Below are 22,916 nucleotides of genomic sequence, written 5' to 3'. Positions count from 1 at the left end.
GAGCCATTTTACCAAATCGACCGTCATTAGTCGATGTCAGTCGATATCGTTGCCGCACTTCTTGCAAACACGGGTGCGTACGCCATCTTCGCGCTTGATCGAAACACGAGTGGGCATTCCACACTTCGGGCAAACAATCATCAAGTTGCTCACGTGCACGGGCAACTCCATGTCGACGATGCCGCCTTGCGGATTTTGCTGCGTCGGACGAGTAGCCTTTTTGGCAACGGCGACATGCTCGACGAGTATGCGCTCCTTATAAGGGAACGTTGCAAGAACGCGACCTTCCTTGCCTTTGTCTTTGCCGGCGATAACTGCTACTTTATCGCCTTTGCGAATGTTTAGTTTCGTCATTGTGCAGGTCTCCTTAAAGAACCTCAGGAGCGAGCGAAACGATCTTCATGTAGCGCTTCTCGCGAAGCTCACGAGCTACAGGGCCGAAGATACGTGTACCGCGTGGGCTACCTTGATCATCGATTACGACGGCGGCATTTTCATCGAACTTGATGTAGCTACCATCCGGGCGACGCACCTCTTTTTTGGTACGTACGACCACGGCACGAACTACCTCGCTCTTTTTGACGGCGCCGTTTGGCAACGCCTCTTTCACCGTGCAAATAATTTCATCGCCGACATAAGCATAGCGGCGCTTCGAACCACCGAGAACTTTGATGCACAAAAGCTTACGTGCGCCCGAGTTGTCGGCGACTTTTATCCTGGTCTCTGCTTGGATCATCGTTCAACCTCTCAAAACTGTGAGCACATCAGCGGTGTGCGGATGCACACATTCACGACTCACATGGTCCAAATACTTGCTTACTTAGCTTTCTCAATAATCTCAACAAGACGCCAACGCTTCATTTTCGAAAGCGGACGGGTTTCCATGATAGAAACGGTGTCACCGATACCGGCCTCGTTCTGCTCATCATGAGCATGAAGATTCTTGGTACGGGTAATCATCTTGTTGTAGGTTTCGTGCTTCTTGCGCTCTTTGATTTCAACAACACAAGTTTTGTCGCCGGAAGCCGATACAACGACTCCCTGACGAACCTTGCGACTATTACGATCGGTAGTCATAATGTTCCTCACTTCCCTTAGTTCTCAGCGCTTTTTGCGGCAGCGAGTTGACGGGAACGAATTTCAGTTTGAAGGCGCGCAATGTCCTTCTTGATGCGACCGATCTTGTTGGTGTCATCCATTTGACCCGTGGCAAGGCGGAAGCGAAGATTGAACAAATCCCCGCGGCTTTCCTTCAATTTTGTTTCCAATGCGGCTTCATCGAGCCCGCGTACTTCTACTGGTTTCATTTATGCCTCCCCGTCTGCTATTTCACGGGTAACAAATTTCACTTTGATCGGGAGTTTATGGGCAGCGAGTCGCATAGCTTCGCGAGCCGTCGCCTCATCAACGCCACCGATCTCGAACATTACTCGACCCGGTTTCACCACGGCGACCCACAACTCGGGGTTACCTTTACCTGAACCCATGCGGGTTTCGGCAGGCTTCTTCGTAACAGGCTTGTCCGGGAAAATCGTAATCCAGACCTTACCGCCACGCTTCATGTAACGAGTCATTGCAACACGGGCGGCTTCGATTTGACGGTCGGTGATCCACGCCGGCTGAAGAGCCTGAAGACCGAATTCACCGAATGTCACCTTGGTACCGCCTTTGGCGCTACCCTTCATCGAACCGCGCTGCACCTTACGGTGCTTAACACGTTTTGGGCTCAGCATTATTTATCCCTCCTATTACCACCGCGACGAGGACTGCGCGGTGCGCGGGTACCCTCAATCGATGGATTTGGAGACTTTTGCCCGGGGAGAACCTCACCATGGAAGATCCAAACTTTGATGCCGATGATTCCCATGGTGGTTTTTGCCTCGGCAAAACCGTAATCTATTTTGGCGCGAAGCGTGTGAAGAGGCACACGACCCTCGCGATACCACTCGCGACGTCCCATTTCGGCACCGCCGAGACGACCGCTGCACTGGATACGAATACCGAGTGCGCCGCTCTTCATGGCAGCTGAAACAGACTTGCGCATCGCACGACGGAACGCCACACGACCGATAAGCTGATCGGCAACCGACTGTGCCACGAGCGTGGAGTTGATCTCGGGACGAGTCACTTCGACAATCTTGATGTCAACGATACCGCCAGCGATAGCTTCGAGTTCCGCGCGGAGCACGTCGACTTCAGAACCTTTTTTACCGATGACGATACCCGGGCGTGCGGTCCAGATTTCAATCTCGGTTTTCTCGCCTTTGCGCTCGATGATGATGCTCGCAATGGCGGCACGCTCGAGGCGTGTCTTGAGGAAGCTACGGAGCTTGATATCGTTCGCGAGAATCTTGGCGTAATCCTTGCCGCCGTACCAACGTGATCGGTGACTCTCGGTAATACCCAGGCGCAGTCCGATCGGACATACTTTCTGGCCCATAGTTACGCCTCCTTCGTTGCAACGACCACGGTGATGTGGCAGGTGCGCTTGTTGATTCGATTGGCGCGACCCTGTGCACGAGGCTGGATGCGCTTCATGGTCGGGCCCTCATCAACGAATATTTCCTTGATGAAAAGCTCGTCTGATTTAATGTCGTGCAGATTCGCAGCGTTTGCAGTTGCGCTGTTGACGACTTTCTCAACAACCTCGGATGCATCTCGCGTTGAAAACTTCAGGATTCCACGTGCCTCTTCAACCGACTTGCCTCGAACGAGGTCGACGACGATACGAGCCTTACGAGGTGCTATACGCTGAAAACGTGCGATTGCTTTTGCTTGCATACGTCAAACCTCCTTTTTCGAGTTAGCATGTCCACGGAATGTACGAGATGGTGAAAACTCACCAAGCTTGTGCCCTACCATAGACTCGGTTACATAAACAGGTACGTGCTTGCGGCCATCATAGACCGCGATTGTGTGGCCGACCATCTCCGGAAAGATAGTCGAACTGCGCGACCAAGTCTTGATGACTCGCTTGTCGCCGGATTCGTTCATCGCCTGAATACGTCCTAATAGACGAGCCTCGACGAACGGTCCTTTTTTGAGGCTTCTGCTCATCTTAAATACTCCTCTCGTCTGTTATTTCTTACGACGCCTGATAATGAGGCGATCTGATGGCTTATTCTTCGAACGGGTACGATGGCCCTTCGTCGGAACGCCCCACGGCGTAACGGGGTGACGACCGGCTGACTTGTTCTTGCCTTCACCACCGCCATGCGGGTGATCGACGGGGTTCATGGCCGTACCGCGAACCGTCGGACGAACGCCCATGTGACGCTTACGGCCAGCTTTGCCGATGACGATGTTGGCGTGATCGGCATTACCTACTTCACCGATGGTAGCGCGACAAGTTAAAAGCACGCGACGCGTCTCGGAACTGGGCATACGAAGGATAGCGTACGTATCTTCTTTACCCATGAGCTGAATCGAAGTTCCGGCCGAACGAGCGAGAGCCGCACCTTTACCGGGCTGCATCTCAACAGCGTGAACGACGGTACCGACGGGAATCGCTGAAAGCGGCAACGTGTTGCCGGGCTTGATGTCTGCCTCCGGGCCGCTTTCGACCTTGGCTCCTACCTCGAGTCCCTTAGGGCACAGGATGTAGCGCTTCTCACCGTCCGCATAGTGTAACAAGGCGATACGAGCCGAGCGGTTCGGATCGTACTCGATGGTTGCAACATTGGCGGGTACGCCGTCTTTGCGACGCTTGAAATCGATTACACGATAACGACGCTTATGTCCTCCACCTTGGTGGCGAACGGTAATACGTCCGTTGTTGTTACGTCCACCATTTTTAGGTAGTGGCTCAAGCAAGGACTTCTCAGGGGTCGTACACGTGATTTCTGCAAAGTCAGAAACTGACATGCCGCGACGACCCGGTGAAGTCGGCTTATACTTCTTTAGTCCCATTTCAACTCCTTCCGTCCGATGGCCCGACCGTACGGGACGTTGCGGTCTGACGCCGGACTACCACGGTGCCGAGCGTGTCCATTAAGTTGCGGACGCGAGCACCCTCATGCCCCCCACTTAAGAGGCATACATTGACTATGCGTTGGGGAAAATTTCGATGGTATCGCCGGCTTTTAAGGAGACGATTGCCTTTTTCCAACTACGCGTCTTTCCAAGAGCTTGACGAACGCGACGGGGCTTTCCCGAAACATTCATCACATTGACTTTGAGGACCTTGACTTCGAAAATCGTTTCGATTGCGTTTGCAATCTGCGGTTTCGTCGCCGTTTTCGCTACCTCAAAAGTATAGCGGTTCTGCTCCTCCATGATATCAAAAGACTTCTCCGATACGATGGGGCGAATGATAATCTGACGTGGATCGTACATTACTTGAGCACCTCCCCAACCCAGCTTAGTGAGTCAGCAGAGAAAAGAACTGCCGTATTGTCAACAAGATCGTAGGTGTTTGCCTCATACGCGAAGAGAACACGAACACGATCGAGGTTGCGGAAAGAAAGATACGCATTGTCGTTTTCGTTTTCAACGAGAATGGTTATCTTGCGATCCTCGAGACCAAGATTCTTCAAAATCGCAGAGGCATCTTTAGCGGAAGGCTTGTCGAATTTGAAGTTCTCAACGACGAAGAGAACCTCATCGAAGAGCTTCGAGGAAAGCGCCGAACGCATGGCGAGCTTGACGACTTTGTTCGGAACCTTGAACGCATAGCTGCGAGGATGAGGACCGAAGACGACGCCACCGCCTGCCCACTGTGGGGCACGAATGGTACCTTGACGAGCGCGACCGGTACCCTTCTGACGCCATGGTTTCTTGCCGCCGCCGCTTACACGAGCGCGAGTTTTAGTTTCATGGGTACCGGCACGCAATGCTGCTTGCTGGCTGCGAACAACTTGATGTACAACGAAAACGTTCGGCTCAATCCCGAAGACTGCGTCGTCGATGTTTTCGTTGCGGGTCTTGTCCGCTGCTACATCTTTAATATTTACTACTGCCATTGTGTTTCTCCTTGTGTCTCTGACTTAGGTGCTACGCCATTTTGATGGTGAGCAATGCACCCTTGCCGCCAGGGACGGCACCCTTTATGATGAGCAAGTTTTGCTCGACATCGATTTTTACGACATCGAGGTTTTGTACGGTTACTTTATCGACTCCCATGTGACCGGGAAGTTTCTGCCCCTTGAAAACGCGCGAAGGAGTTGAAGCCTGGCCGACAGAACCCGGAGCGCGGTGGAAGTGCGAACCGTGTCCGCCGGGACCGCCCTTGAAGTTATGGCGCTTCATGACACCGGCGAAGCCCTTACCTTTGCTGACGCCCGAGATGTTGACCTTCTTGGTATCTGCGAAAATTCCCACGTCGATGCTGTCGCCGGCTTTATTCTCCGGAGTGGAATCGAGGCGAATCTCGGCAAGATACTTGACGGGATCGACACCGGCTTTTTCAAAGTGTCCGGCACGAGGCTTATTCACTTTATTTTCGGCGATTTCGCCGAAGCCGATTTGAATGGCGTTGTAGCCATCCGTAACGATGGTCTTTACCTGTGTAACGACACAGGGGCCTGCTTGGATGACCGTGACCGGAAGAAGATTTCCCTCTTCAGTCCAGACTTGGGTCATTCCCAGCTTTCGGCCGAGAATAGTCTTGCTCATAACACATCCTTTTGCTCGTGTGATCGTGAGACACTCCAGCACCCCCATGGTGCTGCTCTCAGCGGGTCACCTCTATAACAGATACACGCATGTCCTCACTACCCCAAAACACGCAAGTGCATATGATACCACAAAGAAAGCTTACGCTTTAATCTCAATCTCGACACCCGCAGGAAGATCCAAACGACTCAGAGCATCGGCGGTCTTGGGCTTTGCATCGATGATTTCGATGAGGCGCTTATGTGTGCGCAACTCGAAATGCTCGCGTGAATCCTTGTTTACGTGCGGTGAGCGGATCACACAATAAAGGTTACGAGAAGTCGGCAACGGAATGGGTCCGATTACCTTTGCGCCGGTACTGATCGCGGTATCCACAATCTTCTTAGTCGACTGGTCTACAATCTCGTGATCGTAACCTTTGAGGCGAATCCTTATTTTCTGGTTCGACACTATACTTACCTTTCGTTTAATCCAGTGAACCCGAGCATGATTGCCGAGCCCTCCCGGGGTTAACAACTAGTCTGAATATCCACCGTTTTTAGCGGCGATTTCCTCAACGATCGACTTGGGCACCGGTTCGTACGCCTTAAACGTCATCGAGTAAACGGCACGTCCTTGCGTCTTCGAACGAAGATCGGTCGAGTAACCGAACATCTCGGAAAGAGGCACTTTAGCACGTACGAGTTGAGCATTGCCCTGAGGCTCCATGCCTTCGATACGTCCGCGACGTGAACTCAAGTCGCCCATGACATCGCCCATGTAATTTTCAGGAGTGGTGACTTCGACTTCCATGACCGGCTCGAGCAAAACCGGGTGCGATTTGCGCATCGCTTCTTTGATTGCCATCGAACCGGCAATTTTGAAGGCCATTTCCGAAGAGTCGACTTCGTGATATGAACCGTCGATCAGCTCGACTTTAACGTCCACGGTCGGAAATCCCGACAGTATACCCGATGTCAAAGCCTCTCGGATGCCCTTATCGACCGAAGGAATGAATTCTTTCGGAATGGAACCTCCGACGATTTTGTTATCGAATTCATAACCGCCACCATGCTCTTGCGGAATCAAGTTTATGACAACGTGGCCATACTGACCGTGTCCACCCGACTGACGGGCGAACTTGGTGTCCTGACGATCGACACGCTGACCGGCGGTCTCGCGATAAGCGACTTGCGGCTTACCGACGTTTGCCTCGACTTTGAATTCACGCAACAGGCGGTCGACGATGACTTCGAGGTGAAGCTCGCCCATACCGGCGATGATGGTTTGACCCGTCTCGGTATCGGTGCGCACACGGAAGGTCGGATCTTCTTCGGCGAGACGAGAAAGACCGGTGGCGAGCTTTTCTTGCTCGATTTTGGTCGCAGGCTCGATGGCGATGTCGATGACAGGATCGGGGAACACCATCGACTCGAGCAGCACGGGATGATTTTCATCACAAAGCGTGTCGCCCGTGGTGGTGTTCTTCAATCCGACGGCCGCAACGATGTCACCGGCTTGCGCAACGGTGATATCTTGACGGGTGTTGGCGTGCATCTGCAAAAGACGGCCGATGCGCTCTCTGTTGTCCTTTGTGCTGTTGAGCGCATAAGAACCTGACTCGAGCTGACCGGAATACACACGGAAATACGTAAGCTTCCCGACGAACGGGTCTGTCATGACCTTGAATGCGAGAGCGGCAAACGGTGCTTTTATATCGGGCGGGCGCGTCGTGTCCTCGTCGGTTTCCAGATCGATACCGTGAATTGCGGGAATATCGAGCGGACTCGGCAGATAGTCGAGAACCGCATCGAGCATTTGCTGAACGCCTTTATTCTTGAAAGAAGAGCCGCAAATGACCGGCGTGAGTTCTGAGGCGATGCAGCCCTTACGGATTGCAGTCTTGATGTCGGCAACGGTGATTTCTTCCTCTTCGAGAACTTTCACCATGAGGCCCTCGTCGGAATCGGCGGCAGCCTCGATCATCGCTTGGCGTGCCTCTTCGGCCGCCTCGAGATAGTCCGCGGGGATATCTCCCTCGATCGGATGTGAATTGTTGTCATCCTCTGCGAAGAAGATGGCTTTCATCTCGACGAGATCGATGAGACCTGCGAACTGTTCCTCGGCACCGATCGGAAGCTGGATGGCGACGGGATGGGCATCGAGACGATCGTCCATCATTGCGATGACGTTATCGAAGTTTGCTCCGGTGCGGTCCATCTTGTTGACGTAGGCCATACGGGGAACACCATATTTATGCGCTTGGCGCCATACGGTCTCAGACTGAGGCTGGACACCGGCTACCGCACAAAACACCGCGACCGCGCCGTCGAGTACGCGCAGCGAGCGCTCCACTTCAACGGTGAAGTCGACGTGACCGGGGGTGTCGATGATTTGAATGCGATGGTCTTTCCAGAAACAAGTCGTCGCAGCCGAGGTAATGGTGATACCGCGCTCCTGCTCTTGCTCCATCCAGTCCATGACAGCCGCACCTTCGTGAACCTCACCGATTTTGTGAGTTTTTCCGGTGTAGAACAAAATGCGCTCGGTGGTGGTTGTTTTACCAGCATCGATGTGCGCCATGATTCCGATGTTACGAGTCTTATCTAGTGGATAAGTTTTTACCATTTTCTCATTTGCCTTATCTATTCAAACTACCAGCGATAGTGCGAGAACGCACGGTTCGCTTCAGCCATCTTGTATAGGTCTTCACGCTTTTTAACCGAGGAACCGATGCCATTTGCAGCATCCATGATTTCTGCGGCGAGGCGCTCGGCCATCGTGTTCTCGCGACGCTTACGCGAATATTCGACAATCCAGCGAATTGCGAGTGTGGTCGAACGACGAGCGTTCACCTCAACAGGCACTTGGTAGGTGGATCCACCGACACGCTTGGGACGAACCTCGAGCGTAGGGCGGACATTATCCATTGCTGTCTTGAAAACTGACAACGGATCGCTGCCGGTCTTCTCTTCAATGATGTCGAACGAACCGTAAACGATCGATTCGGCCACTGATTTTTTGCCATCCCAAAGCACTTTGTTGGTGAGCTGGGTGACAAGACGGTTGTTATACTTGGCGTCCGGCGTAACTTCGCGACGAACAGCTGGTGCGCGCCTTGGCATAGGGGCAATCCTTCCAGATGGTAAGAGCCTTTCGGGCTCATGAACGGTTAATTACTACTTGCTCTTTGGCTTCTTGGCACCGTAGCGTGAGCGTGCTTGAGCACGGTCGCTTACGGATGCGGCGTCGAGTGCACCGCGGATAACCTTGTAGCGCACACCAGGAAGGTCTTTAACACGACCGCCTCGTACGAGTACGATTGAGTGCTCTTGCAGGTTATGACCGATACCGGGAATGTAAGCAGTAACTTCCATCTGGTTGGTCAGGCGAACACGGCATACTTTGCGCAGTGCCGAGTTCGGCTTTTTCGGTGTGGTTGTGTAGACACGAGTGCAAACACCACGGCGCTGAGGATTACCCTTGAGCGCTGGGGTCTTACTCTTCTCTTCCACTTTACGGCGGCCCTTGCGGACCAGCTGGTTAATGGTAGGCAACTTAAGTTCCCTTCGTCGATACAATACAATTTTTTCTAACTTTTAACCGGGGCACCTCGATGCGCAGCATAACACAAAGACCCCAGAGAAAGTCGCAACGTAAAACGATACTAGTTTTTTGCAGGCTTGTCAAACACCACGGCACCGGGCGTATCCACTTGCGAACCCGAACCTGAAACAGAATGCCGAAAAACCACTGTCATTCGGACCATTTTTCGTACATGAGGATTTCGGCGAGATCTTTACGGGGACGAGGTTGCGAGCGACTGTCGCTGTACCCCACCGTGATGATTCCGCACACATATTTGTCGGCGGGAATGGCGAGCAGGGGACGAACGTCGGCCTGGGAAAACCAACCCGTCCAGCAGGACGAGAGACCCCTGCCCTCGGCTTCGAGAATGAGGTTTTCAATGGCAATCGCCGCATCCCGTATTATATATTTCAGATAGAGCCCGGGAGTCTGTTCATCTGAAGGAGTGCCTTCTTCATACTGTCCCAGCGGACGATCGTTCCAACCGGACGGATCGGCGACCGCCACGATGATGACCGGTGCTTGCAACATCCATTGCTGGTTGTGGTCCACGGCGACGAGAGCCGCCTTCGTTTCAAGCGAGCGCACTATGATGAAACGCGTCGGTTGCATATTGTTGGCCGAGGGTGCGAGTCGCGCGCTTTCGACAAGCGCGGTTATATCCTCTTCGGAAACCTCTTTATCCAGATAGCTTCTGACGCTTCTCCTGTTTTTTATTACATCCAACATCTTGTATCTCCTCAGTCAATACCGAGACGGCACAGTCCTGAATTCATAATCGATTCCAATACCGACGATAACCGCGAATGATAGATACGTCAAGCGGCGGAAATGAGGGACTCCGATTATTTCTTTTCACGAAACAGTTCCCTACCGAAAAGTGTCTCGAGCTCTTGCCGATGCGCCGACACGAGTTCCTCGGGCTCTCTATCCTTCAGCATCTGCGCGAACCTACTCACGGCGTTTTCTACGAGGGCTGCCCGAACCGAAAGTATATGCTCTCGTGCGGCCGTGCGGCCGTCAAACGAAATCTTCTGAGCTTCCTGTTTCGCCTGAAATTCAGCTTCTTTCAACATTCGCGCATGCTCGATGTCAGCTTCTTGAAGCGCCTGTTTGATATTATTTTCAGCAATCAGTTGCGCTCCATCGATGATGGAACGCGCTTCACGCTGAGCATTTGCCTGTATGATTTCAACTTTATCCGAAAATGCCATACCGTTATAACGTTCTTCCTTCCCTACCGTCGCGTTATCAAGGCGAGGGCTTTCCCGATGGCGTCATCGGCATTCTTCTCGGCGAGGATCGTCAGTTTTTCAGATTTCTTTTTAGCGTCGATAAGCATCTGTTCGGCATCGTTTTGAGCTTCAAGTACATACTTCGAACCGTATGTCCGTACTTCTTTGAGGGCCTTTTCGCGCATTTCGAAGACAATCGATACTGCTTTTACAAGCGCCTCATCCACCGTCTCTTGTGCCTGAGCCCGTGCATCCTCAACCAGCGTCTGCCCGAATTCTTCCGCTGCCTTTATCTTTAATCCTTTTTTCACAATTGCTCCAACGAAAATAGGTAGGACGATGAATTGATTATAGCCGACAAGCCATGATGTGACTGCGTAAGTTATACTTATAATATGTACAAATCGAAACACTCAAGACATTCCTCTGAATTTTCGACGCGCCGTGAACATGTCCGGCCTAAAAAGCGCACCGTTCGGACGAATGCACAAAGACGCGACAACGAGCAACCGCAGGTCATCAAGAGCAACAAGCCGGCATGGGACAACGCATTCGGAAAGAGCGCCGGTCTGCGCCCGACACGGGATGCCGGCATCAGACTCCAATCCAGGCACGAAATACGTCAAGCCGAAAAGCGCAAGACCGTCAATCGCCTCATGACTATCGGGGGCATATGTTTGGTGCTTCTCTTCCTCTCGGGAATACTCTGGATGAAACACACCGACGCAATCGGTCGAAAAATTGCGAACCGGTCGGGAGTGGAGTCGAGCGTTTCACAAAATAAGGTCCCGGCGGCGTATGCGAGCACGAATTCCCTCTACGCAGGGGATACATCGTCGACAGACACTTCCGCCGTCGCATCGGTGGGCTCCACCGCGGATGCGAGGCTTCAAAGCATCGCGCAAGAAGCGGTCGCGCTCGGGGTGACGAGCGCAAATCCGACGCCGCAACTCGCAACTTACAAAGGCGTTATAATTCACCTTCCCGTAAGCGTGGAAAATCTCACCGAGGTCGCATTCCATCAAGCAAGCTATTCTTATGCATTGCCGCTGAGCACGCATATGCCGTTTGAAGATTTGAGCAAGGCGGAAAAGGATACGGGGAGCAAGCGCGACAAAACCGTTCAACAAACGGGGAATAATGCGCTCCTGTGCGGCTCCGCCCTCAAATTTTGGCGCACGGGAAGGAGCGGTTCGGCAATGACCGCCATCGATTGCGGGGCTGCGTCGAGCAGTCTTGTTTTCGCGCCTGTCACAGGCACCGTCACAAAAGTTTGCACGTATAACTACGAGAACAAAGTCGAAGATTATGAAATCCACATACGACCCGTCGGGTACCCGAGCCTTGAAATCGTTCTCATCCATGTGAAATCCCCCTACGTAAAAAGGGGCGAGACCGTAGTCGGAGGAGTCACCCCCCTTGCGCGCGTCAGAAAAATGTCGGCCTATGTGCGCAATCAGCTCGGTACGTATGCGCCCGATGGAGGCAACCACGCCCATATCCAACTCAACGACACGACAACCGCCGAATACAAGCGACGCCATGCAGTCAAAGGCAACTGAGACCACACAAGGAGTCGATGAGACGGGTTCTCATTGAGAGTGGCTTTAAACCTACAGGGGTTAGCTTCGATTGTGCCGCAGAAATTCAGTTCCGCCGCACCATACGGCGGTCGAGTTCCGAGCGCGAGAGCATGACGACGTGCCTGCATTGTTCACATTGCAAACTGACGTCCGCGCCGATGCGCGTGATTTTCCAGGCGCGTCCTCCGCAAGGGTGCGCTTTTTTCAAGACGACGGTGTCGCCGATGTTTAAGTCCGAAGCGGGCACTGTTGTATCATATTCCATACAAGAAGTATAAACGAAGCGTACCGAGGAGACCGCATGAATGACACGGCAATCGTCACCGTATTGGGAATCGACCAAAAAGGCATCGTCGCCTCCGTTGCAAGCGTTTTATCCGAAGGCGGTGCGAACATAGAGGACATACACCAATCCATATTGACGAACATGTTCACCATGACACTCATCGTCACTCTGCACGAAGATATCAAACCGTTCGCCGATCTCCAAGAAGAGCTCAATGCCTGCGGAGAAAAGCTCAGCGTACAAATCAATCTGCAAAAAAGCGATGTGTTCCGTTATATGCATCGTATTTGATCCGCTCGGCCGAACGAAATCACCGGCCCCGCCTCACTCGATAAGCCCGCTCCCTCTCACGCAAGGACTCCCATGTATATCACCCAGGATGAAATCATCGAAACTCTGACAATGGTGCAAAAGCAGAACCTCGATGTGCGCACGATAACGCTCGGTTTGTCGCTGCGGACCTGCGCCGACCGTGACATCAATGTCGCCGCACAGCGCGTATATGAACACGTCGTCGCATCGGCGAAGAATCTCGTATCGGTCGCCGAACAACTCGAACGCGAGTACGGCGTCCCGATTGTGAACAAACGCATCTCCGTCACTCCCATCGCCCAGCTTATGGCAACGTGCGACACGAACGATGCGACGCCTTTCGCGCTTGCGCTCAACCGTGCGGCGCATGAGGTCGGTGTCGACTTCATCGGCGGATTTTCCGCACTCGTCCACAAAAACATCGGTGCCGGCAGCGCTAAACTCATCGCCTCACTGCCGGAGGCACTCTCTACAACCGATCGCGTGTGCGCTTCGGTCAACGTCGCCTCCACGCGTGCCGGCATCAACATGGACGCCGTGCTCACCATGGCCGAAACCATTAAATTGTGTGCGGAGGCAACCGCCGACCGAGATTCCATCGCTTGTACCAAACTCGTCGTGTTTGCAAACATGGTCGATGACAATCCTTTCATGGCGGGAGCGGTACATAATGCCGGAGAAGGAGACGCCTCCATCAATGTGGGCATTTCCGGACCGGGCGTCGTACGTGCCGTGCTCGCCAACCTCCCCCAAGACGCCGACCTCACCACCGTGGCGGAAGCGGTGAAATCGACGGCTTTCAAAATCACGCGCGTAGGCGAGCTCATCGCACGGGAAACCGCAAAACGGATGAACGCCAATATGGGAATAGTCGACCTATCTCTCGCCCCGACACCGGCTGAAGGCGACTCGGTCGCGGCAATCATAGAGGCCATCGGCGTGGGCACCTGTGGCGGGCCCGGGACCACGGCCGCACTCGCGCTCCTCAACGATGCGGTGAAAAAGGGCGGCGCCATGGGAACATCAAGCGCCGGCGGTCTTTCCGGTGCTTTCATCCCCGTCTCCGAAGATGCGAATATGATTCGGGCGGCCGAGCGCGGCGCTTTGACCATCGAGAAGCTCGAAGCCATGACGGCAGTCTGCTCTGTCGGGCTCGACATGATAGCCATTCCCGGAGACACTTCGACTGAAACGATAGCCGGCATCATAGCCGATGAGTGCGCAATCGGCATGGTGAACTCCAAGACCACCGCCGTGCGTCTGATTCCCGCCATCGGGAAAAATGTCGGAGATTACGTAAATTTCGGAGGGTTGCTCGGATATGCGCCGGTCATGCCGGTCAACGCTTATGCGGGAAGTATTTTCGCGCACCGAGGCGGGCGGATACCGGCTCCGTTACAAGCGCTCAAAAACTGACGATTCTTTCTAAATATCCACCACGGCGATTTTCACCACGGACTCTTGCGTCATATGCTAAACCTTTGCACCCGTGGGTCGGTTCTTCACATACTCATCGATTGCGTGCGCCGCTTTTTTACCGGCACCCATTGCCAAAATAACCGTTGCAGCTCCCGTGACGATATCTCCCCCGGCAAAAATCCGAGGATTGCTCGTGCGCCCGTCGTCATCGGCTTCGACGTAGCCGCGATCCGTCATTTTGACATCGCTGATCTTACCGGCTAAATGATGCGCACGCGTCCCAACCGCTGAAATCACGGTATCGCATTCGATGACGGACTCCTCACCTTCAATCGGCATGGGGCTGCGTCTGCCGCTTGCGTCGGGCTGTCCGAGACGCATTCTTTGGACACGCAAGCCAGTGCACCAGCCTTGGTCGCCGACGACTTCGAGCGGTGCATAAAGTTCCTTGAAAATCACGCCTTCTTCTTTGGCATGATTTCTCTCCTCGATACGGGCCGGCATTTCTTCTTCGGTGCGCCGATAGACCAAATAAACTTCGGCGGCGCCGAGACGAAGCGCCGTTCGGGCAGAATCCATGGCGACATTACCGCCTCCGATGACCACCACGCGGTTTCCCCGCCACACGGGAGTGTCCGTCTTGGGAAAATCATAAGCGCGCATCAAGTTCACGCGCGTGAGATACTCGTTTGCGCTGAAAACACCGTTTTGGTTTTCTCCGGGAATCCCCAGGAAAATCGGCAGCCCGGCCCCCGTGCCGAGAAATATCGCACTGAAACCCTGCTCGTCCAAAAGCTCTTGCGCGTTTGTGATTCGCCCGACGACCTGGTCGAATTTGAACTCGACGCGCGCCGTGCGCAGCGCCTCGACCTCGTCTTGCAAGATGGACTTGGGCAGACGAAACTCCGGGATACCGTAGGCCAAAACTCCTCCTGCAGTATGCAAGGACTCATACACCGTGACTCCGTAGCCGAGAAGCGACAGTTCACCGGCACAAGCCAAACCTGAAGGACCCGACCCGATAACCGCAACGCGCTTACCGTTGCGGGGAGCCGCAACCGTCTTGCAGCGCATTCCCGGCTCACGGCTTCTATCCCAATCGGCCAAGAACCGCTCGAGACCGCCGATTGCAACCGGTGTCCCTTTCTTCGAAAGCACACAGGCAGCCTCGCACTGCGTCTCTTGCGTACACACGCGACCGCAAACCGCAGGGAGCGCGTTTCTCTCTCGAAGCGCTGCGACACCGCCACAGAAATCATCGTCCAAAATTCCACCGATGAAATCACGGATTCTCACATTGACCGGGCAGCCTTGTTCGCACGTGGGGTTTTTACACTGGAGGCAGCGGTCCGCCTCGGCGCGCGCTTGTTCTTCGGTGAAGCCGAGCGCGACCTCATCGAAATTCCGATGGCGAACTTTCGGGTCTTGCATTCCCATCACCTGACGCGGCTCACGAGAAGGCCTGCGTTTCCCGTCTATATATGGCATGAACAGCTCCCTGCATACTCGGCGTCGGCAACGCGTTCTTCTTCTTGATATAACCTTTGTCGTGTCATCAACTCATTCCAGTTGACACCCGCCGCATCGAAATCGGGTCCGTCGACACAGCCGAATTTCGTTTCCCCGAAAACGGTGACGCGACAAGCCCCGCACATGCCGGTTCCGTCAACCATAATCGGGTTGAGCGAAACAGCGGTCGGAACTCCGTATTCACCGGTCGTGGCCGCGCAAAACTTCATCATGATGGCCGGACCGACCGCGAAAGCATTGTCGAGCTCACCATTTTTGCACAACTCACCGAGCGGAGCTGTGACGAGACCTTTTTCGCCGGCGCTGCCGTCATCGGTCATAATGATGAAATCCTTGAGAGGCAACGCCTCGAACTCTTCTTTGAGAATGAGCAATTCTCCCTTTCGTGCGCCCATTATCACCGTGACCTCGGCTCCCGCATCGCACAGCGCGCGCGCGACCGGGTAGGCCACCGCGCAGCCGACGCCACCGCCGATGACTGCAATGCGGCTCTTGTCCTCGATCTCCGTGGGGTTTCCGAGAGGACCGGCTACGTCTGCTATAACGTCATTGCGTTCGAGGTGCGAAATGAGATGGGAAGTTTTGCCCACTTTCATAAAAATGAACTTTATCCAACCTTCCTCAGCAGACCAATCCGAAAAAGTAAACGGCACACGTTCGCCGTCTTCAGTCGCGCGGATGATGAGAAACTGCCCGGCTTGAACCTTACGGGCTATTTCGGGAGCCTCGACGGTGATTTCGAACACCGCTTCTGAAAGTTGCCTCTTGGCAAGAACGTTGAACATGTGAATATTTCTCCAAAACTCGCAGAAGTACCCTTTGGTTACTTTTCGACAACAAAAGAATGCGCGGGGTAGTTTATGGATCCAATCGGACATTATACTGACGGTAGTCAATTAATTCTCTCTTCATGCTACCCCAGCACAGCGCGGTTTTTTGATAATTTACCGCAAAAGGATTGTTTTCATGACGTTTGCCCTCGTAAAAAAATATGCTCGCTTCCTCACGCCGCAGATGCGACGCTCTGGGCTCGCGATTTTGATATGTGCCTCACTGTTTTCGACATATATCCCTCCACGGGATTTCGCGTGGGGCAGCGTGAGCTCCCTCAAATCGAAAGCCGCCGCTGCACGCATGCAGGCCGCAGCCAAAGACAACGAAGCCGCCGCTTTGAAAAAAGAGGTTGCTCAGCTCGATGCGGAGGCGGAAAACTACGCGAAGCAGGCCGCCGGCTACGACTCTGCAATCGCTAAAGCATCTCGAAATGCCGGACGACTCACTGCAGAGTTAAGCGCGCTCAAAACTCAAAAAGTGGAGCTCACCAGCCAAATCGCCAGCACGACGGCGGAGTACCGGACCCAGCAAAAACAACTCTCTTCTCGTGTCGTACAGTCCTATAAACAGGGGAGCGACTATTTTCTCGATCTCTTGTTCGGGTCTTCTGACATGGGCGATTTCATCACACGCGCGGAATTCGCCAACCGGATTCTCACCTCGAACAGCGAGACAGCCGCCGGTTTGGCATTGTCGAAGCGCAAGTTGGACAACAATAAAATACAGCTCGACAAAATAGTCGAGTCGGCACAAAACAAAACCGATGAGGCGGTCAGAACCGCAACCGATCTCAAGCAATTGAAAGCAAGTCGGCAAAACTCGGCACTCGGCGCGCAACAAGCCCAAGATCAAAAGACGACTTTGATGCAAAATGCGCAAGGCGACGCCACGAAATTGCGCGCACTCGCCGAAGAAGAAGAGGCGACGGCGGCAAGGCTCGCCTCGCAACTCAAAGGGAACGGAAGCGGAGTTTTCCACGGCAGCATGACTTGGCCGATCCCCGCATCGCACCGGGTCACGTCGAACTTCGGTCCTCGAATTTGCCCCTATCACGGGCGCGAGCTTCACACGGGAGTCGATATCGGAGCCCCATCCGGTTCGACAATCTTGGCCGCAGCAAGCGGGACGGTCATCTCGGCCGGATACCGCGGGGGCTACGGCAACACCGTCATCATCGATCACGGTAACGGTGTCACGACGCTTTATGCCCATCAACGATCCGGAGGCATCAAAGTTTCCGTCGGACAAAAAGTGAGAGCCGGACAGCGCATCGGTACCGTGGGCAGCACCGGAAACTCCACCGGTCCGCACTGTCACTGGGAAGTCCGCGTCAACGGAACTCCGAAAAACCCACTGTCTTATTAGTGCTATCGAATTAAATGTATGCATCGCTGCGCAGCGATGTCGTTCGGTCAGTTTGTCGTGTTGTAGCGATTCATCGCCGCGGCAAACGAAGTGCACACGATTTCCTCGCAGGCATCGGCGGCGGTTTGCACTGCCACTGCCAAATCCTCGGCCGCCTCTTTACGCAGCGCCGCGAGAACATAATCCGCCGCTTTCATGCGTCCCGGCGGTCGTCCTATGCCGACGCGCACACGCGCATAGGCGGATGTTTGCAGCTTCTCGTGAATCGAGCGCAAGCCGTTATGCCCTGCGTGTCCCCCGTCGAACTTGAGCCGCACGGTCCCGGCATCGATGTCGAGTTCGTCGTGAACGACGATTACGGCGTCCGACTCGACCCCGTGGGTTTTCGCCACATTGGCGAGCGCCGATCCCGAAAGATTCATGAACGTTTGAGGCTTTACGAGAATGATGTCGTGCTCTCCGAAGCTCACTTCGCTCGTCAAAGCACCCCCCTCGCTCTTCCAGTAACGGGCATTATGACGACGTGCCAATTCATCGACGACCATGAAACCGGCGTTATGACGCGTGAGCGCGTACTCCTCGCCGGGATTGCCGAGACCTGCAATCAAATAGGTCATGTGACGTATCGCCTCTGCTTTTCTTCTAAAGCTGAAAGTCGGGGTCGAACAAATCCGAAACGCTGCCGTAGTTATAGACTGCGGAAATTGCGCGAGCAAACATGGGCGCGACCGAGAGCACTTTGATTTTCCCGGTGAGGCGCTCTTCGGGTACGGGAATCGTGTTGGTGACCACAAGCTGCTCGATGGGAGCACTCTCGATGCGCTCGAAGGCGGGAGGAGAGAAAATGCCGTGAGTCGCGCCGACATAAATCGCTTTGGCGCCCTTCGCGTTGAGCACGCGAACTCCCTCGGTAATCGAGCCGGCGGTATCGACCATATCATCTGTCATGATACATGTCTTGCCCTCGACGTCACCGATGACGTGATTGATTTCGGCGAGATTATGGTCGGGGCGGCCCTTATGCATGATGGCCAAACCGCAGCCGAGCATATCGGAGAGTTTTTTACATGCCTTCGCGCGTCCGACATCGGGGCTCACGACGACCATATCCTCAAGCTTGAGACTCTCGAAATAATCGGCGAGAATCCCGATCGCCGTCAGGTGATTGACCGGAATATCGAAGAATCCCTGAATTTGGCCTTGGTGTAAATCCATGGTGATGATGCTGGTGGCACCTGCGGTCGAAACGAGATCGGCGACGAGTTTTGCCGTGATAGGCTCTCGCGCCGCGCTCTTCTTATCTTGACGCGCATAACCGTAATGAGGCATGACCACGATGATGCGTCCGGCACTCGCGCGCTTCGCCGCATCAATCATGATGAGGAGCTCCATGAGAGATTCGTTGACCGGTGCTGAGATGGATTGAATCAAAAAGACGTCGGCGCCACGCACCGACTCGAGAAAGCGAACATAAATCTCACCGTTTGCGAAATGGCGAATTTTAATATTCCCCAATTCCGTCCCCAACTGCTGAGCGATTTCCTCGGCAATCGGGTGATTGGCGGTTCCGGAAAAGAGCAACATGCGCCTATCCATTATTGTTTCGCTTCCTCTCTCATATTTTTCTTCAAGCGCCTTCTGGCAGCCCAGTCTTTTATGATTTTTTGCTCATTGCGTTCGAGCGCGAGCGCATTTTCGGGCACATCTTTCGTGATGGCACTCGATGCACCGATGGTGGCACCGTCTCCGATGGTGACGGGCGCAATAAGCATTGTATCAGAACCGATAAACACATTGTCGCCGATGATCGTCTTGGACTTCGTGTATCCGTCGTAATTGCACGTTATCGTGCCGGCGCCGAGATTGCAGTTCTCACCGATGTCGGCGTCGCCGACATAGCTCAGGTGAGGAATTTTACTGCCGCGACCGAGATGAGTCGCTTTGAGCTCGACGCTGGTTCCCACCTTCGTATCGGCTTCGAGAACGCACCCCGGCCGCAGGTAAGCGCGCGGACCGATGTTGGCCGCCTCACCGACCGTCGATGCCAGAATTATCGATGAGTCGATGCGGGCCCCCTTCTCGACGGTGGAGTCGATGATACGGGTGTCGGGACCGATGATGCAATCCTCGCCGATAGACGAAGCGCCGAGAATGTGCGTGTTCGGCAGAATTTCCGTATCCGCCGCTATGACGGCCCGCGGAGAAATCCACGTAGTCGCCGGAGAGACCATCGTGACGCCGGCAGTCATAAGCCGCGTGTTGATACGCTCTTGCATGAGTGCGGTCGCTTGCGCAAGCTGAACGCGAGTATTCACGCCGCCGACTTCAGCCGGCTCCTTGACAGGCAACGCCGTGACACGCTCACCGTCTGCGAGAAGCAGAGCGAGGATGTCGGTCAGGTAATACTCCCCTTGAGCATTGTCATTGTCGATGCGATCGAGACGATCGTATAAATTATCGAGTGCGAAGCAATAGATTCCCGTGTTGATTTCCTTTATGGAACGTTCCTTTTCGGAGGCATCTTTGTCCTCGACGATACGTTCGACGTCGCCGGCTTCGTTTCGCACGATACGCCCGTAGCCGTTTGAATCAGGCAAAATGGCCGTCAGAACGGTCATTGCGGAGTGGGTTTTTTTGCAGTGCTTGATTAACTCCTCGATGGTCTGAGCGTTGAGAAGAGGAACATCCCCCGACAAAACGACGAGAATCCCGTTATCGGGGTCGGTTGAATCGGCCATCAATGAGCGCCCGGCAAGTTTTTCGACTATTTTTTTCGAGACACCGACGGCATTCGCCGTCCCTATACGTTGCGCCTGGCGAACAGCATGAACTCTCGCAGGGAGCACCGCCTCGACTTCCTCGGCTTGATGCCCGGTGATGACCACTATATCCTCGCACTGGGCCTCTTGCGCGGCATCGATGACGAACTCAACCAGAGGGATACCGAGGATTTTATGAATCACTTTCGGCGTTTTCGACTTCATGCGAGTACCCTGGCCGGCGGCGAGGATGAGTGCAATCGTTGGCATATGGAAAATCTCCTATCGCGTACACGCCTTTGCGAAATAAATTAATGCAACCGAACTGTTGCGTGCCCTACCATTCTAGCAAAAGAAAACGCGCCGCATTTCGCGAAACGCTTTTTGGACGTCGCATACATATCTTGAGAAAAACGTGCACAATTATCCAACAATAAAATAGCACCGACCGAAATGGTCGGTGCTATCGCATTTCAATGGCTGGGATACCAGGATTCGAACCTAGATAGCTGGCACCAAAAGCCAGAGTCCTGCCATTAGACGATATCCCAAAGTGACAAAATAATACTTTACACGATAGAGCGGTGTGTGGCAAGAATCGCCGCTTCAATCACCTCGAGGTCGACGGGCTTATCGACATCGGCTCCGATTGCCGCATATTCGGTATAAATCGCTGCGCAGGGTCCCCCGAGCAACTCGCCCATTTTCTTTTCGACTTCAGTGACATCGAGTTTTCCGCTCGCTAAATTGAACACAAAACGAGGCCCCACCGTGCGGACCATCTTCAAAGGATTCTTGCGCGTTTCGAAAAGCTGCTGGAGCGTATCTTTGATACGCAGTTTGAACTCAGGCGAACCCAAAAAGAAGTTCCCACCCGTGACGGGACCGCCTTTGATTTTTATATAGGTACGAACAGAACCCGGAAACTGTTCTTCCAGGTGTTCTTTACGAATAAGCGGATACGCGAAATCGACATTCGCTCGGAGTGTCTGCTCGACGAAATCATCGACCGCCTCGGGAGTGAGCGCCGGAATATCGGCGGTGACACCAAGAATATGAAGATCGTTTTTCAAAACATCCGCTCCGGCCAGCGCATTATCGGTAAACGACTTATCACACTCGACTATATGGTTGACTTTCGTCTTCAGTTCATCGCCGATATACTTCGCATCAGGAATGACGATTGCAATTTCCCTCACGGATTTTGCTTCGCGCAGTGCATCGACGACCCACTCGATCATCGACTTGTCGAGTACTTTGACAAGTCCTTTGACCGGAGTAATCGAATCGACCGGCTCGCCGTCGCCGCCGCCGAGAACAATCACATCGACGGTATTTTCATGTTCGGGTGTAAGTGTATATTTCGTCACAATATATTCGCTTTCTGCAAACCGATGAGGCCCCTATTCAAATCCCAATCTATTGTGGAAGTTTCACGCCGGGCTTTCCACCGATAGTACTCACTTCGTTTATTTTCGTCACACCCTGAGAGCGCAACGATGTCGCTACTGAAAAAAACCCGTACTCCACACACTTTTTTTGCAGTGCTTCCGCCTGTTCGGGCGTCGCGCAGAGCGCGAACACGCACGAACCGGAACCCGAGACCTCTGCACAAAGACTTTCGCGCTGGGTTTTTAAAAACAACAGCGCATCTCCGATACTCGGTTCGACTGCAACGGATGCAGCCGCCAAGTTATTATAGACCTCTCCCGCCAACAGCCGCGCCATACCCGCATGGCTCGTCATCAGCAAGTCGCGTTGAGCATCCACTTCGACGAAATCATGAAGGATACCGATAAGCAACTCCATACTCCGTATCGGTAGAGGGCTTTCATCGAAAGCCTTGTACACCCGAGCCGTCGAAACGGTGAGATTGCGAGGCATTGCCAACACGACGGGAACGCCTGTTGCCGGAGGCAAAGACTCCTCGAGAACTTCACCTCGCTCCGTCATGACACTCGCTCCCGTCGGAGCGAGAAAGACAGGGACATCGGACCCTAAAGAAGCGGCGATTCGCATACAGAGAGTTCCGACCGGGTTGATGCCATCCGCCACTGCAAGAGCATATATAACTGCAGCTGCGTTCGAAGAACCACCGCCGAGACCGGCTCCGTGCGGCAGGCGCTTATCGATATGTATCGAATAGTTGCTCGATGTACCTGTTTCACGCGCGAACAAAACCGCCGCTTTGTAAGCAAGGTTATTTTCAGGTGCAATTCCGAGATTCACCGAGCACGTGAGATTCAGCTTTTCAGACGGCTCCACTGCAACGACATCGCCGAAAGCGAGTGTATGAAACACCGAATCCACCCGGTGGTAGCCATCTCTCATTTTTGCGCCGACATTGAGCGCCAAGTTTATTTTTGCTGGGGAAAATACCTTCATACTTCCTCAGTTCTACCGTTTAATTTTG

General features: G+C 53.8%; 31 protein-coding genes and 1 tRNA gene. 4 read left to right on the top strand and 28 right to left on the bottom strand.

Annotated features, from left to right (window positions below; translation table 11 throughout):
• Positions 1-36: 36 nt before the first annotated feature.
• The 19 genes from JJE36_03955 to JJE36_03865 form a co-directional block, all read right to left on the bottom strand.
• Complete coding sequence (locus JJE36_03955; protein MBK5211448.1) at positions 37-354, bottom strand: 50S ribosomal protein L24; 318 nt, start codon at positions 352-354, stop codon at positions 37-39.
• A gap of 13 nt (positions 355-367) precedes the next feature.
• The gene (rplN, locus tag JJE36_03950) at positions 368-736 is read right to left on the bottom strand and encodes a 50S ribosomal protein L14 (GenBank protein MBK5211447.1); all 369 of its coding nucleotides are present in this window, start codon (positions 734-736) and stop codon (positions 368-370) included.
• 80 nt (positions 737-816) lie between these two features.
• Positions 817-1,077 (bottom strand): 30S ribosomal protein S17, encoded by a 261-nt coding sequence (gene rpsQ / locus JJE36_03945; protein MBK5211446.1) that lies wholly within the window; start codon positions 1,075-1,077, stop codon positions 817-819.
• Positions 1,078-1,094: 17 nt separating this feature from the next.
• Positions 1,095-1,307 (bottom strand): 50S ribosomal protein L29, encoded by a 213-nt coding sequence (rpmC, locus tag JJE36_03940; protein MBK5211445.1) that lies wholly within the window; start codon positions 1,305-1,307, stop codon positions 1,095-1,097.
• On the bottom strand, positions 1,308-1,733 hold the full coding sequence (gene rplP, locus JJE36_03935; protein ID MBK5211444.1) for a 50S ribosomal protein L16: 426 nt from the start codon (positions 1,731-1,733) through the stop codon (positions 1,308-1,310). It abuts the gene before it with no gap.
• Complete coding sequence (rpsC, locus tag JJE36_03930) at positions 1,733-2,440, bottom strand: 30S ribosomal protein S3 (GenBank protein MBK5211443.1); 708 nt, start codon at positions 2,438-2,440, stop codon at positions 1,733-1,735. Before rpsC ends, rplP begins: the two co-directional genes overlap by 1 nt.
• 2 nt (positions 2,441-2,442) lie before the next feature.
• Positions 2,443-2,781: a 50S ribosomal protein L22 gene (gene rplV, locus JJE36_03925; protein MBK5211442.1), complete on the bottom strand. Its 339-nt coding sequence runs from the start codon at positions 2,779-2,781 to the stop codon at positions 2,443-2,445.
• Positions 2,782-2,784: 3 nt separating this feature from the next.
• The gene (gene rpsS / locus JJE36_03920; protein ID MBK5211441.1) at positions 2,785-3,057 is read right to left on the bottom strand and encodes a 30S ribosomal protein S19; all 273 of its coding nucleotides are present in this window, start codon (positions 3,055-3,057) and stop codon (positions 2,785-2,787) included.
• 21 nt (positions 3,058-3,078) lie between these two features.
• Positions 3,079-3,909 (bottom strand): 50S ribosomal protein L2, encoded by an 831-nt coding sequence (gene rplB, locus JJE36_03915; GenBank protein MBK5211440.1) that lies wholly within the window; start codon positions 3,907-3,909, stop codon positions 3,079-3,081.
• A 135-nt stretch (positions 3,910-4,044) separates the two neighbouring features.
• Entirely contained in the window at positions 4,045-4,335 is a 291-nt protein-coding gene (rplW, locus tag JJE36_03910) for a 50S ribosomal protein L23 (protein ID MBK5211439.1), read from the bottom strand.
• Entirely contained in the window at positions 4,335-4,961 is a 627-nt protein-coding gene (gene rplD / locus JJE36_03905) for a 50S ribosomal protein L4 (GenBank protein ID MBK5211438.1), read from the bottom strand. The genes rplW and rplD overlap by 1 nt, the downstream gene beginning before the upstream one ends.
• Before the next feature lie 31 nt (positions 4,962-4,992).
• Complete coding sequence (gene rplC, locus JJE36_03900) at positions 4,993-5,613, bottom strand: 50S ribosomal protein L3 (GenBank protein MBK5211437.1); 621 nt, start codon at positions 5,611-5,613, stop codon at positions 4,993-4,995.
• Between the two features lie 141 nt (positions 5,614-5,754).
• Complete coding sequence (rpsJ, locus tag JJE36_03895; protein ID MBK5211436.1) at positions 5,755-6,063, bottom strand: 30S ribosomal protein S10; 309 nt, start codon at positions 6,061-6,063, stop codon at positions 5,755-5,757.
• Between the two features lie 66 nt (positions 6,064-6,129).
• Positions 6,130-8,220, bottom strand: a complete 2,091-nt coding sequence (fusA, locus tag JJE36_03890; GenBank protein MBK5211435.1) for an elongation factor G — start codon at positions 8,218-8,220, stop codon at positions 6,130-6,132.
• A 26-nt stretch (positions 8,221-8,246) separates the two neighbouring features.
• Positions 8,247-8,717, bottom strand: a complete 471-nt coding sequence (gene rpsG, locus JJE36_03885; GenBank protein MBK5211434.1) for a 30S ribosomal protein S7 — start codon at positions 8,715-8,717, stop codon at positions 8,247-8,249.
• A gap of 54 nt (positions 8,718-8,771) precedes the next feature.
• Positions 8,772-9,149, bottom strand: coding sequence for a 30S ribosomal protein S12 (locus tag JJE36_03880; protein ID MBK5211433.1), 378 nt, complete (start codon positions 9,147-9,149; stop codon positions 8,772-8,774).
• A gap of 199 nt (positions 9,150-9,348) precedes the next feature.
• Positions 9,349-9,909, bottom strand: coding sequence for a nitroreductase family protein (locus JJE36_03875; protein ID MBK5211432.1), 561 nt, complete (start codon positions 9,907-9,909; stop codon positions 9,349-9,351).
• Positions 9,910-10,025: 116 nt separating this feature from the next.
• Positions 10,026-10,394 carry a hypothetical protein gene (locus JJE36_03870; protein MBK5211431.1) on the bottom strand — a complete coding sequence of 123 codons (369 nt, stop codon included), beginning with the start codon at positions 10,392-10,394 and terminating at the stop codon, positions 10,026-10,028.
• Between the two features lie 23 nt (positions 10,395-10,417).
• Positions 10,418-10,726: a hypothetical protein gene (locus tag JJE36_03865; protein ID MBK5211430.1), complete on the bottom strand. Its 309-nt coding sequence runs from the start codon at positions 10,724-10,726 to the stop codon at positions 10,418-10,420.
• Between the two features lie 84 nt (positions 10,727-10,810).
• On the opposite strand from JJE36_03865, the gene JJE36_03860 reads away from it, so the two are divergent.
• Entirely contained in the window at positions 10,811-11,977 is a 1,167-nt protein-coding gene (locus JJE36_03860; GenBank protein MBK5211429.1) for a hypothetical protein, read from the top strand.
• A gap of 85 nt (positions 11,978-12,062) precedes the next feature.
• Here the strand turns inward: JJE36_03860 and JJE36_03855 are convergent, their stop codons facing one another.
• Positions 12,063-12,263 (bottom strand): DUF951 domain-containing protein, encoded by a 201-nt coding sequence (locus JJE36_03855; protein ID MBK5211428.1) that lies wholly within the window; start codon positions 12,261-12,263, stop codon positions 12,063-12,065.
• A gap of 9 nt (positions 12,264-12,272) precedes the next feature.
• Between JJE36_03855 and JJE36_03850 the strand changes: the two genes are divergently transcribed.
• Both JJE36_03850 and JJE36_03845 read left to right on the top strand, forming a co-directional pair.
• Positions 12,273-12,575, top strand: a complete 303-nt coding sequence (locus JJE36_03850) for an ACT domain-containing protein (protein ID MBK5211427.1) — start codon at positions 12,273-12,275, stop codon at positions 12,573-12,575.
• A gap of 72 nt (positions 12,576-12,647) precedes the next feature.
• A complete protein-coding gene (locus JJE36_03845) occupies positions 12,648-14,012 on the top strand; it encodes a PFL family protein (GenBank protein ID MBK5211426.1) in 1,365 nt (454 codons plus the stop codon).
• Positions 14,013-14,069: 57 nt separating this feature from the next.
• On the opposite strand, the gene gltA is transcribed toward JJE36_03845, so the two are convergent.
• Both gltA and JJE36_03835 read right to left on the bottom strand, forming a co-directional pair.
• Entirely contained in the window at positions 14,070-15,503 is a 1,434-nt protein-coding gene (gltA, locus tag JJE36_03840; protein MBK5211425.1) for an NADPH-dependent glutamate synthase, read from the bottom strand.
• Positions 15,491-16,330, bottom strand: coding sequence for a sulfide/dihydroorotate dehydrogenase-like FAD/NAD-binding protein (locus JJE36_03835; protein ID MBK5211424.1), 840 nt, complete (start codon positions 16,328-16,330; stop codon positions 15,491-15,493). Before JJE36_03835 ends, gltA begins: the two co-directional genes overlap by 13 nt.
• 181 nt (positions 16,331-16,511) lie before the next feature.
• Between JJE36_03835 and JJE36_03830 the strand changes: the two genes are divergently transcribed.
• Positions 16,512-17,744 (top strand): peptidoglycan DD-metalloendopeptidase family protein, encoded by a 1,233-nt coding sequence (locus JJE36_03830; GenBank protein MBK5211423.1) that lies wholly within the window; start codon positions 16,512-16,514, stop codon positions 17,742-17,744.
• Between the two features lie 47 nt (positions 17,745-17,791).
• Here JJE36_03830 and JJE36_03825 read toward each other — a convergent pair whose 3' ends face one another.
• The 6 genes from JJE36_03825 to ispE form a co-directional block, all read right to left on the bottom strand.
• Positions 17,792-18,361, bottom strand: coding sequence for an aminoacyl-tRNA hydrolase (locus JJE36_03825; GenBank protein ID MBK5211422.1), 570 nt, complete (start codon positions 18,359-18,361; stop codon positions 17,792-17,794).
• Between the two features lie 25 nt (positions 18,362-18,386).
• Positions 18,387-19,340 (bottom strand): ribose-phosphate pyrophosphokinase, encoded by a 954-nt coding sequence (locus tag JJE36_03820; GenBank protein MBK5211421.1) that lies wholly within the window; start codon positions 19,338-19,340, stop codon positions 18,387-18,389.
• Positions 19,340-20,773, bottom strand: a complete 1,434-nt coding sequence (gene glmU / locus JJE36_03815) for a bifunctional UDP-N-acetylglucosamine diphosphorylase/glucosamine-1-phosphate N-acetyltransferase GlmU (protein MBK5211420.1) — start codon at positions 20,771-20,773, stop codon at positions 19,340-19,342. The genes JJE36_03820 and glmU overlap by 1 nt, the downstream gene beginning before the upstream one ends.
• 207 nt (positions 20,774-20,980) lie before the next feature.
• Positions 20,981-21,054, bottom strand: a tRNA-Gln gene (locus tag JJE36_03810).
• 18 nt (positions 21,055-21,072) lie between these two features.
• Positions 21,073-21,873 carry an NTP transferase domain-containing protein gene (locus JJE36_03805; GenBank protein ID MBK5211419.1) on the bottom strand — a complete coding sequence of 267 codons (801 nt, stop codon included), beginning with the start codon at positions 21,871-21,873 and terminating at the stop codon, positions 21,073-21,075.
• A gap of 49 nt (positions 21,874-21,922) precedes the next feature.
• Entirely contained in the window at positions 21,923-22,888 is a 966-nt protein-coding gene (ispE, locus tag JJE36_03800; GenBank protein MBK5211418.1) for a 4-(cytidine 5'-diphospho)-2-C-methyl-D-erythritol kinase, read from the bottom strand.
• Between the last annotated feature and the right edge of the window lie 28 nt (positions 22,889-22,916).

The organism is Coriobacteriia bacterium (assembly GCA_016649875.1).
Taxonomy (GTDB): domain Bacteria; phylum Actinomycetota; class Coriobacteriia; order WRKU01; family JAENWW01; genus JAENWW01.
The sequence above is the reverse complement of the archived record's forward strand: the minus strand, read 5'-3'. Positions and strand labels throughout refer to the sequence as shown.